Source organism: Clostridium sp. CCUG 7971 (assembly GCF_017590215.1).
Classification (GTDB): Bacteria; Bacillota; Clostridia; order Peptostreptococcales; family Peptostreptococcaceae; genus Faecalimicrobium.
Window position 1 is genome coordinate 33096 of record NZ_JAFFPK010000002.1, and the last position, 12037, is coordinate 45132.

At 28.7% G+C, this 12037-nt stretch carries 10 protein-coding genes and 1 pseudogene; 10 read left to right on the forward strand and 1 reads right to left on the reverse strand.

The window, feature by feature from the left end; translation table 11 throughout:
• Positions 1–189: 189 nt before the first annotated feature.
• The 9 genes from nrdE to citG all read left to right on the forward strand — a co-directional run bounded on the left by nrdE (position 190) and on the right by citG (position 10615).
• Entirely contained in the window at positions 190–2301 is a 2112-nt protein-coding gene (gene nrdE / locus JWF52_RS00320; RefSeq protein WP_286183923.1) for a class 1b ribonucleoside-diphosphate reductase subunit alpha, read from the forward strand.
• A 14-nt stretch (positions 2302–2315) separates the two neighbouring features.
• The gene (gene nrdF, locus JWF52_RS00325; RefSeq protein WP_208331383.1) at positions 2316–3275 is read left to right on the forward strand and encodes a class 1b ribonucleoside-diphosphate reductase subunit beta; all 960 of its coding nucleotides are present in this window, start codon (positions 2316–2318) and stop codon (positions 3273–3275) included.
• Between the two features lie 316 nt (positions 3276–3591).
• Entirely contained in the window at positions 3592–3876 is a 285-nt protein-coding gene (gene citD / locus JWF52_RS00330) for a citrate lyase acyl carrier protein (protein ID WP_042274784.1), read from the forward strand.
• 11 nt (positions 3877–3887) lie between these two features.
• Positions 3888–4790, forward strand: coding sequence for an aldolase/citrate lyase family protein (locus tag JWF52_RS00335; protein ID WP_208331384.1), 903 nt, complete (start codon positions 3888–3890; stop codon positions 4788–4790).
• A 2-nt stretch (positions 4791–4792) separates the two neighbouring features.
• On the forward strand, positions 4793–6343 hold the full coding sequence (gene citF / locus JWF52_RS00340; RefSeq protein ID WP_208331385.1) for a citrate lyase subunit alpha: 1551 nt from the start codon (positions 4793–4795) through the stop codon (positions 6341–6343).
• A 117-nt stretch (positions 6344–6460) separates the two neighbouring features.
• Entirely contained in the window at positions 6461–7813 is a 1353-nt protein-coding gene (gene citS / locus JWF52_RS00345) for a citrate/sodium symporter CitS (RefSeq protein ID WP_208331386.1), read from the forward strand.
• Positions 7814–7958: 145 nt separating this feature from the next.
• A complete protein-coding gene (locus JWF52_RS00350) occupies positions 7959–8108 on the forward strand; it encodes a hypothetical protein (protein WP_208331387.1) in 150 nt (49 codons plus the stop codon).
• Positions 8109–8166: 58 nt separating this feature from the next.
• A complete protein-coding gene (gene citC, locus JWF52_RS00355) occupies positions 8167–9183 on the forward strand; it encodes a [citrate (pro-3S)-lyase] ligase (protein WP_208331388.1) in 1017 nt (338 codons plus the stop codon).
• A gap of 70 nt (positions 9184–9253) precedes the next feature.
• Positions 9254–10615 carry a triphosphoribosyl-dephospho-CoA synthase CitG gene (gene citG / locus JWF52_RS00360; RefSeq protein WP_208331389.1) on the forward strand — a complete coding sequence of 454 codons (1362 nt, stop codon included), beginning with the start codon at positions 9254–9256 and terminating at the stop codon, positions 10613–10615.
• Positions 10616–10711: 96 nt separating this feature from the next.
• Here the strand turns inward: citG and JWF52_RS00365 are convergent, their stop codons facing one another.
• Positions 10712–11392, reverse strand: a complete 681-nt coding sequence (locus JWF52_RS00365; protein WP_208331390.1) for a GntR family transcriptional regulator — start codon at positions 11390–11392, stop codon at positions 10712–10714.
• A 316-nt stretch (positions 11393–11708) separates the two neighbouring features.
• On the opposite strand from JWF52_RS00365, the pseudogene JWF52_RS00370 reads away from it, so the two are divergent.
• Positions 11709–12037 (forward strand): annotated as a pseudogene (locus tag JWF52_RS00370) (oxaloacetate decarboxylase subunit alpha); the annotation flags it as partial.

Below are 12037 nucleotides of genomic sequence, written 5' to 3' on the forward strand. Positions count from 1 at the left end.
TTTACGAAAATTTTAAGGAAAAATATTACCAAAAAACATTGAAGTAAATACTATATATAGTTTAAAATAAACAAATGAGCACTACATATAGTATATACTGCTTGTTTTACTGAAGATTATAAATAAGCTAGTAATTGCAATGGTTAAGAGAATAATGTCTCATAAAAATCATAAAAAACGGTAAAAGGAATGATAAGTATGAAGTGGATAGAATTAAATAACCAAGTTATCATAAGAGATGATAATGGTAAGTTTCAATTAGAAAAAGATAAAGAAGCTCTTAATGTATATATTAATGAATCAATAGAAATTAGAATGAAGCACTTTAACAATATTGAAGAAAAAATAGATTATCTAGTTAAAAATAATTATTACTCAAAAGATGTTATAGAAAAATACGATATATCATTTATAAAAGAACTTTATAAAAATATTAAATCTCAAGAATTTGAATTTAAATCTTATATGAGCTCAAGCAAGTTTTTTGAAAACTATGCTTTAAAGGATAATAATGGAGAAGAAATTTTAGAGAGTTATGAAGATAAGGTATTAATATGTTCATTAGCATTAGCTGATGGAGATGTTGATTTTGCTAGAAAAATTTCAGATAAATTAATTAAACAAGAATTTCAGCCTGCAACGCCAACATTTTTAAATGCAGGAAGAGCAAGAGCAGGAGAAATGGTGAGTTGTTTCTTACTTTCTATTGAAGATAGTTGTGAAGGTATATCTTATGCTGTAGCTTCTGCAAATCACTTATCTAAAATTGGTGGTGGAGTTGCGCTAAATTTAAGTAGACTTAGAGCAAGTGGAGAAAGTATAAAAGGAATTGAAGGAGCAAGTGGTGGAGTAGTTGGTGTAGCTAAAATGTTAGAACAATCATTTAGTTATTTTAATCAAATGGGAGCAAGACAAGGTGCAGGAGCGGTATATTTAAATGTATTACACCCAGATTTTGAGCTTTTAATGGATACTAAAAAGATTAATGCTGACGAAAAAATAAGGCTTGCAACATTATCAATTGGAGCTATTATCCCAGATAAATTTATGGAATTAGCACAAAAAAATGAAGTAGCATATGCATTTTATCCTCATACTGTATTTAAAAAATACGGAGTTAACATTGATGATATTAATATGGATGAGTGGTATGAAAAATTAGCTAATGATAAAGACATTAGAAAAAAGGAAATAAACCCAAGAAAAATATTAACAAGAATTGCTCAAACCCAACAAGAAAGCGGGTATCCATATGTAATGTTTGTTGATAGCGCAAATAAAGAACATGTTCTAAAAGATTTAGGAAAAATTAGAATGTCTAATTTATGCTGTGAAATTTTCCAATATCAAACTCCATCAGATATAGTTGGGTATAAAGGTGAAAATAATTGGGGACAAGATATAAGTTGTAATTTGGGTTCTTTAAATATTTATAATGTAATGAAGAATAAAGATATAGAAAATGTAGTAGATACGGCAATAAGAGCCCTTACAGTAGTTTCGGATAAAACAAGTATAGATGAAGTGCCAACAGTAAAAAATGGGAATAATGCGTCACATGCAGTAGGTCTTGGAGCTATGAATTTACACGGATATTTAATGAGTGAAGATATATTATATACATCAAGTGAAGCGTTAGACTTTTCAAATACTTTCTTTGCAATGATTAGATACTATGCTATAAAAACGTCGATGAAGTTAGCTATTGAAAAAGGAGAAACATTTAAAGGCTTTGAAAAATCTGAATATGCAAAAGGTAAAGAAAGTGAAGTTCTTAAAAAATATTATATAGAAAGCTATTTACCTAAAACTGATAAAGTGAAAAAATTATTTGAAGGTATTTATATACCAAGCAATAAAGACTGGGAAAGGTTATTAGAGGAAGTTAAGGAAAAAGGGATATACAATGCATACTTAATGGCAATAGCACCAACTCAAAGTATTAGTTATGTTCAAAATGCAACTTCAAGTATAATGCCAATAACAGAACAAATAGAGGTTAGAACTTATGGAGATTCTACAACAATATATCCAATGCCTTTTTTAACTAATGAAAATGTACTATATTATCAATCTGCATATAGAATGGATATGTTTAAGGTAATAGATATGGTATCAGTTGTGCAAAATCATGTAGATCAAGGAATTTCAACTACGCTATTTGTAACAGATGATAAAACTACAAGAGATATTGCAAGATATTATATATATGCTTATAAAAAAGGATTAAAGAGTCTTTATTACACAAGAACGAAAATGTTAAGAGAATCTGTTGATGAATGCGTGGCATGTTCTGTATAGAAAGGGTGGTAAATATGACATTTATACATAAGGCTGTTAATTGGAACAGAGAAGATGATGATTTTACACAATTATTTTGGGAACAAAATGTTAAGCAATTTTGGCTTCCAGAGGAAGTACCAATATCTAAAGATTTAAAGTCATGGTCAAACTTAAATATTGATGAAAAGAATTTATATAAAAAAGTATTAGGTGGATTAACATTATTAGATACAAAACAAGGAAATAATGGAATACCATCAATGATGAGCCTAACAGAAGACTTACAAAGAAAAGCAGTACTTTCATTTATGGGAACAATGGAAGAAATTCATGCTAAGAGCTATTCTTCTATATTTACAACATTACTTTCAAATGCTGAAATAGATGAATTATTTGAGTGGATAGAAACTGAACCTACCTTACAAAATAAAGCAGAAATAGTTTTAAGACAATATGAAAATACAACTGATAAAAAAAGTTTATATTTATCAATGGTTACAAGCGTATTTTTAGAAAGTTTCTTATTCTATAGTGGATTTTTCTACCCTCTATATCTAGCAGGTCAAGGAAAGATGGTAGCTAGTGGAGAGATTATATCTTTAATACTAAGAGATGAATCGTTACATGGAAAGTATATAGGATTACTTGCACAAGAAATATATAATTCATTAGAAGTTTATGAACAAGAAGAAGTAACTAATAAAATGTATAAAATACTTCGTGAACTTATGGAAAATGAAGAAAACTATACGAGATTAATATACAAAGGTACAAATCTTTCTGATGAGGTAATAAACTTCTTAAAGTATAATGCGAATCAAGCACTTGAGAATTTAGACTTTCCTAAATACTATAAAGTAAATCCTGTTAACCCGATAGTTTTAAATGGATTAAGTACAGAAACGAAAACTCATGATTTTTTCTCAACTAAAGGTAATGGATATCAAAAAGGAGTTTATGAAGAATTAGAAGACAGTGATTTTATATTTTAAAATTATAAGTAAATTATAAAAAAGCTATGTACTGCTTAATTAAAAAGCAGTACATAGCTTTATTTTAATGGTGAAAAATAAAGCTATGCCTTAGATAATAAAATATAAGTTATTAGAAAAACACCAAAAGAACATTGAGAAAAATGTTGAAAAATCAACGTTTTTGTAAGATGTATTTTATATATCGTTAAAATTATATTGAATAAAAAAAATACATCTTATATAATTAAATCAGAAAAATGGTATACAATAAAACGTAATTGTATACAGGTATACGTATGTATACTTAATAAAAATTACAGGAGGAATACTAGCTATGGAATTAAAGGTAGTTGCTAGTGCTGGGACATTAGAATCAAGTGATATTCAAATCATATTAGAGCCAAGTGATAATGGAATATCTATAGAGCTAGAAAGTACTGTGATGGCTCAGTTTGGCGAACAAATTGAAAACGTTATCGCAGAGACATTAAAAGCACTTAATGTTACAGACGCGAAAGTATTTGCAAATGATAAGGGAGCAATAGATCCAGTTATACAAAGTAGGGTTCAAACTGCTGTCTATCGTTCAGCACAATGTAGTGAATATAAATGGATATAAGGAGAGAACTAATGAAATTAAGACGTTCAATGTTATTTGTTCCAGGTAATAATCCAGGAATAATAAGAGATGTTCATATATACAAGCCAGACTCAGTAATGTTTGACTTAGAAGATGCAATAGCAATAACAGAGAAAGACTCTGCAAGATTTTTAGTACATAATATGTTAAAAAAATTAAGCGATTATTATAAAGAATTAAATATAGAAACTGTAGTTCGTATAAATGGACTTGCTACAGAATTTTGGAAAGATGACATAGAAGCTGTAGTAACTGGTGGAGTAGAGGTAGTAAGAATACCAATGACTGAATCAGTTGAAGATGTTATGGCTGTTGATGCTGAAATAGAAAGAGTAGAAAAAGAGTGTAAAAGGGAAGTTGGTTCTACTAAAATAATGGTAGCAATAGAAACTGCACTTGGAGTTATGAATTCATTTAATATAGCTAAGTCACCTACAAAAAGATTAATAGGTATGGCTATAAGTGGAGAAGATTTTGTAACAAGTATGAAAACTACAAGAACACCAGAAGGAGACGAACTATATGTTGCTAGAGGAATGGTGGCAATGGCAGCTAGAGCTTGTGGACTTGAAGTGTTAGATACAGTTTATTCTGATATAAACAATGATGAAGGTTTCCTAAAAGAAGCTAATCTTATAAAGAGAATGGGATTCGGTGGTAAATCATTAATTCACCCAAGACAAGTAGAGCTTATACATGATGTATTTACACCAAGTGAAAAAGAAATAGCTAAAGCTCAAAACATAGTGGATGCAACTAGAGAAGCTTTAGAGCAAAACTTAGGTGTGTTTACAGTAGATGGAAAAATGGTTGATAAGCCAATCATAGAAAGAGCTCAGAGAGTTCTAGAACTTGCAAAAGCTGCAGGGGTTTTAGTTGGAGGTGACAATTAATAATGGAGACTAAAAGAATTAGTAATGAATTATTAAATAGCATAAAAGGTTATGAAAATAGATCAGCTTATGTTGCTCCTTTCTCTAGCCAACCATCAGATAGAATAGTTAAGTCTGATAGTGAAAACTTAAAAGAACATGTAAGAAGAGATAAAATAGTTGGATCTTTAAGAGATGCTATAGAAAAATGTGAAATAAAAGATGGAATGACAATATCTTTCCACCATCACTTTAGAGCTGGTGATAAGCTTTTAATGATGGTTGTTGATATATTAGCCCAAATGGGAATTAAAAATCTAAGAGTAGCAGCAAGTTCATTAACTAGTGCTCATGATGGTTTAGTTGCTCACATTGAAAATGGAGTTGTAAACAGAATAGAAACTAGTGGTCTTAGAGGAAATTTAGCTAAAGCAGTTTCTGAAGGTATATTAGGAGAACATCCAGCAGTTATACGTTCTCATGGTGGAAGAGCTAGAGCTATAACTTCAGGTGATGTTAAAATAGATGTTGCATTTTTAGCAGCTTCTTCAGCTGACTGTATGGGTAATGCAAACGGTGTTGTAGGAAAATCTATATGCGGATCTATGGGTTATGCAAAGGTAGACGCGGCTCATGCTAAAAAGACAGTTGTAGTAACTGATACTATAGTTCCTTATCCAAACTTCCCACAAAGTATACCTCAAACTCAAGTTGACTATGTAGCAGTAGTTGATGAAGTAGGTGATTCTAAAGGAATAATGTCTGGTGCTACTAGATTTACAAACAATCCTAAGGAATTATTAATGGCGAAGAGAGTTTTAGATGTAATGAAAGCTTCAGGGTTATTCGTTGATGGATTCTCTATGCAAACAGGTTCTGGTGGGGCATCACTTGCTGTTACTAGATTTGTTAAAGAAGAACTTATAAAAAGAAATATAAAATTAAGTTATGCTTTAGGTGGAATAACAGGTCCTATGGTCGACTTATTAGAAGAAGGACTAGTTGACACATTATTTGATACTCAAAGTTTCGATTTAACTGCAGCTCAGTCTGTAGGTAAAAATGAAAAGCATGTTGAAGTAAGTGCAGATTTCTATGCATCTATAGGAAATAAATCAGCAGCAGTAGACAAGTTAGATTTTGTTATACTAAGTGCTCTTGAAATAGATACAGATTTTAATGTTAACGTTATAGCTGGTTCTGATGGAGTTATAAGAGCTGCATCTGGTGGGCACAGCGATACATCTGCAATGGCTAAAGTATCAATACTTGTAGCGCCTCTTACAAGAGGTAGATTATCTACAATAATAGATAAAGTTACTACTGTTGTTACTCCAGGAAGTACAGTTGATGTAGTTGTAACAGATTATGGTGTAGTAGTTAATCCAAGAAGACAAGATTTAATGGCTAAGTTTAAAGAAGCTGGAATCCAACTTGTAACTATGGAAAAATTAAGAGAAATAGCTACAAGATTAGTTGGAACACCAAAAGAAATAGAGTTTAGTGATGATGTAGTAGCTGTAGTTGAGTACAGAGATGGAAGCATAATAGATGTTATAAAAAAAGTAAAATAAATCCTAGTAAATGTTTAATAAAAAATATTTAAAATATTAACACCATGGATACTAAAAAATCCATGGTGTGATATAGAAATTATATTATAATAGAAGATAATATCGGAGGAGAAAACGATGGCAGTGATCAATGCTAATAACACAGTTAAAAAGGAAACATTGAAATTCTTTGGAATGCCTTGGTACATATTTGCAGCAGTAGCAGGAATAGTATTTATAGCAACAATGAATAATTATTTACCAAGCAATACAATAGGAGCATTTGCGCTACTTTATACACTAGGTATAACATTTGGATACATAGGAGATAGAATACCTGTATGGAATACTTATATAGGTGGAGGTTCAATACTTGCATTCTTAGGATCAGCATTTTTAGTTTATAAAGGATTAATACCTGATGCAGCAGTTGAAACTGTAAAAATATTTATGGATACAACTGACTTCTTAGATTTATTTATAGCAGTACTTATAACAGGTTCAATATTATCAGTTAACAGAAAATTATTATTAAAAGCTTTTGCAGGATACTTACCAGCAATACTTGCAGGAGTAGCAGGAGCGATAGGTTTAGGAATAGCTGGTGGTATGATATTTGGAGTTTCACCAGCAGATATAGCAACTAGATATGTATTACCTATAATGGGTGGAGGAACTGGAGCAGGTGCAATACCAATGGCAGATATTTATGCAAATGCTACAGGAAAGGACCCAGCACAATGGCTATCATTTGGATTATCAATACTTACAATAGCTAATATAATAGCTATAATAGCAGCAGGCGTACTTAATAAATTAGGAACAACTAAAATTGGTTCTAAATTCAACGGAAATGGTGAATTAATAAGAAATGCTGAAGATTTATCAAAATTAGAAGATACTCAAGAAATAAAAGTAACAGCTAGAGATATGGCAGTAGGATTAATATTATCTTGTACATTCTACGTATTAGGAAATATATTATCTAAAGCAGTTCAAATACCAGAATTTACACTATTTGGATCAGTACTAAAAATAGACATACATAGATTTGCATGGATGGTTTTATTAGTTGCAGCAGCTAACGTGTTAGGTGTAATACCAGCTGAATTAAGAGAAGGTGCTAAAAAATTACAAGGATTCTTTGCTAAGCAATTCTTATTAGTAATAATGGTTGGTGTTGGTATAGCATTAACTGATTTAGGAGAATTAATAGCAGCATTAACACTTGCAAACGTTGTTATAGCGGCATTTATAGTAATTGGTGCTATATTAGGTTCAGGACTTGTTGGTTGGTTAGTTGGATTCTATCCAATAGAAACTGCAATAACAGCAGGGCTTTGTATGGCAAATAGAGGTGGTTCAGGAGACTTAGCAGTTCTTGGAGCTGCAAAGAGAATGGAACTAATATCATTTGCACAAATATCTTCTCGTTTAGGTGGAGGATTAATGCTTATAATAGCGAGTGTAGTGTTTGGAATATTCAGATAAGAAAAATTTATTATAAAATATTAGAATATTCAAACTGTATTATATATTATTAAAAAGGTATTGTAGTTATGCAATACCTTTTTATGATAATATTTTGTATAAGGATTTTTATTTAATCACTAAATTAGTAAAATGAGGTGTTAGTATGAGTAAAAAAAATAAAAAAACTAATAAAGAACTTTTAAAGGAAGCAAGAGAAGAAGGTTTATTTAAAGAAGCAGAAGAATACACTAAGAAAAAATATGTAATAGCAAGTTTGCCGGATGGGATATTAATGGCCATTATAATTTTTTAGGTATAATAGTATTTACATTGGCTAATAATTTCTTTGGTGTTTAAGAAGGTGATTAAATATGTATTATAATGTAGAGAGTGTAAGTTTAAAATCAAAATATGAAATAAATGAAGTTAGAGATTTTTTAGAAAAATTTGACTTAAAATATGAAGATGTGGATTATAGCGTAGTAATAAAAGATCAAGGTGAAATTATTGCTACCTGTTCTAAAAAAGGAAATATACTTAAATGTTTTGCAGTGGATGAAAATTATCAAGGTCTAGGTCTTTCAAATAATTTAATATCAAAAGTTACAGAAAAATTATTTTTAGAAAATAAATATCATAGCTTTATATTTACAAAGCCAGAAAGTCAAAATATCTTTGAAATGTTAGGATATAAAAATATATTTACAACTGATAAAGTAAGTTTACTTGAAAGTGGAAATAAGAACATAAATAAAAGCTTAGATAATTTAAAGTCAGAATATAAAATAAATGAAAATGAAAGTTATGCATCTATAGTAATGAACTGTAACCCATTTACTTTAGGACATAGATATTTAATAGAAAGAGCTAGTAAAGAAAATAAAAATGTAATAGTTTTTGTTGTAGAAGAAGATCAATCAATATTTCCATTTAATGTGAGATATAGATTGATTAAAGAAGGTATTAAAGACTTAAAAAATGTATTAGTAGTACCAGGTGGACAATATATAATATCATCTGCAACATTTCCAAATTATTTTTTAAAGAAAAATGATAATAGTCTTAAAGAATATACGAAGTTAGACTGTAATATATTTGGAAAATACTTTGCACCTAAGTTTAATATTGCTAAAAGATACGTTGGTAGTGAGCCACACTGTGAGGTAACTAATATATATAATAGTACTATGAAAGAGGTATTACCTAAATACAATGTAGAAGTTGAAATTTTAGAAAGAAAAGAAATATTAGAAGATGCTATAAGTGCATCAAGAGTAAGAAGTTTATTAAAAGAAAATAATATAAAAGATGTAGAAAAGTTAGTACCTAAAAGTACAATGGACTTTTTACTTAGTGAGGAAGGTGAAATAGTAATAAATAAGCTTTAAGCAAAGCGAATTTTGAGTGACTGTGTCGGCGATATGAGCGAAGCGAATTTTTACTAAGTCAATTATGAATATGGATTTAATACAAGAATTTCTAATGGATAGAGAAAAAAGAGTGTTTCACCAAGAAGAATTAATAGAAAATAATAAGACTAAAACTTTAGTAACAATAAGAATTAATTACCCTGGAATTGAAAAATCAAATTATATTACAGATGATATAGTAAACATTATATATAATGATATAATGACTTATCATAAAAGTGATATAATTTATAATGATAGATATAAAAATAAAGAAGGTTTAGTATGTCATCTTTTATTTAGCACAGACGTTGTAAGTGTAAAAAAACTTATGATAAATATAGAAGAAAGACATATTTTAGGGCGTTGTGTAGATATAGATGTGTATTCTTATAAAGATAATAAAACAGTAGGTATATCACGTTCAGATTTAAATAAATCACCTAGAAAATGTTTTATATGTGAATTAGATGCAAAAATATGTTCAAGATCACAAACGCATAATATAGATGAAATTAAAAAATATTTTGAAGATATATATATAAGATACAAAGAAGAAGAAAAGAAGATAGACCAGATATCATACGATATATCTCAAATTGCACTTAAAGCTATGATAAGTGAAGTATCTACTTTCCCATCATTTGGATTAGTATCTCCAATAAGTAATGGATCTCATAAAGATATGAACTATTACACATTTTTAAATAGTTCTATGGCAATAGCACCGTATTTAAAAGAAATGGCTAAAGTTTCTTATACTTATAATAAGCCACAATGTATATTTAATGTAATAAGAAATATAGGTGTTATATGTGAAGGAAAAATGTTTGAAGCTACAAATAACGTAAATACTCATAAAGGAATGATATTTTTAATGGGTACTTGTATAAGTGCTACTATGAAATCAATTTACGATAACAAAGGATTTTATAATATAAAAGATATAATAAAGGATATGACACAAGATATATTAGATGATTTTAAAAATTTACATTTAAAAGATAAGTTAACTCATGGAGAAAAATTATATATAGAGCATGGATTTACAGGTATAAGAGGTCAAATAAAAGATGGCCTAGCAGTAGTTTTTGACGAAATAGTAAGTAAGTATGAAAATAGTGATTTAATAGAAAATGAACTATATATTCAAATGCTAATTTCTCTTATGTCTTTAGTTGAGGATAGTACAATTGTTTATAGACATGATATAAACACTTTAAGAAAAGTACAATCTGATGCAAAAGAGTTATTAAGAATAGGTGGAGTTAATACTATCTGTGGTAAAAAACAAATTGAAAAAATGGAAAAAGAGTATATTAAAGAAAATATAAGCCCAGGTGGATGTGCAGATTTGTTGGCTATAAGTATATTTTTGATGGATATAAAACATAAATATATAAATATATAAATATATAAAAAGTGTGTACCTTAGGTACACACTTTTTATATATAATTTATAATTATTAAGTAAAAAAATTTCATATTATATGTAGTAAAGAATACTTTAATCTATTTCTTTTAACACAACATTTAAAGAAATATTTAGATGAGATTTTATAATTTCTTCAGCTAAATTTTTATCTTTAGATACAATAGAATTTAATATTTGTCTATGTTCAATTAAAGCCTTTTCTCTTCTTTCATCATCTAGTATAGATATGTTTCTAAATCTTTGCAAATAGCTATTTAAATTAGAAATCATAATAGGCAATCTTCTCATTTTAGAAGATTTATATATAAGAGAGTTAAATTCTCTAAATAAGTCAATAACTTCATCTATTTTACCCTCTTGATTTAAATTTTCAGTAAGATCTAAAAGAGCAGAAATTTCTTCTACCTCATGGGGGTAAATGTTTTCCATAGCCTCAAAAATAACTAATAGTTCAAGAGATTCTCTAATCCTATATATTTCAATAACATCATCTTTTGTAATTTGTTTTGCAACAACTCCAATTCTTGGTATATATTCTACAAGATCTTCAAGTTCTAATTGTTTTAGAGCTTCTCTAACTGGAGTTCTACTTATATTTAATCGTTGAGCATATTCTTTTTCTACAATTCTTTCACCTATAGGAACTTTTCCACTAATTAATGTACTTCTTAAGCTTTCATACACAACCTCTCTAATAGGTTTATTTTGAGATAAGTCTGTATTATTTACAAATTCATCCATCCAATTATACATATATTATATTCCTTTCAAATACTTATTATTAAATATATTTTAACTTAAAACGACAAAAAAACCAATATTTTTCGCGGAAATAGTATACAAAATATTAAAAAAGTATACAATATGATACAAAAAAACACATAAAACACTTAAAGAACACTAAAAAGACTTGGTATACAAAATGTTAAGTTATATAATAAATTTGTAGAGAAAATTAAATGCAAATAACAAAAAAGATTGCTTTTTATAAAGGAAGAAAACATTTTAGTAAATTTATTAAAATAGCAAATTTTTGTTTAAATAAGTTTTACAGGAGAGTGATATTTAGGTGAGTAAGCTAAAAATAACTGAAACTGCTCTAAGAGATGGACATCAATCCTTAATAGCGACTAGGTTAAAAACAGATGAAATCATACCAATCTTAGAAACGATGGATAAGGTAGGATACCATTCTATGGAAGTTTGGGGAGGAGCTACATTTGATTCATGCATACGTTTTTTAAATGAAGACCCTTGGGAAAGATTAAGACTTATAAGAAAGCATGTAAAAAATACAAAGTTACAAATGCTTTTAAGAGGTCAAAATTTACTTGGATACAGAAACTATGCTGATGATACAGTTGACAGATTCATAGAGTTATCTATAAAAAATGGTAT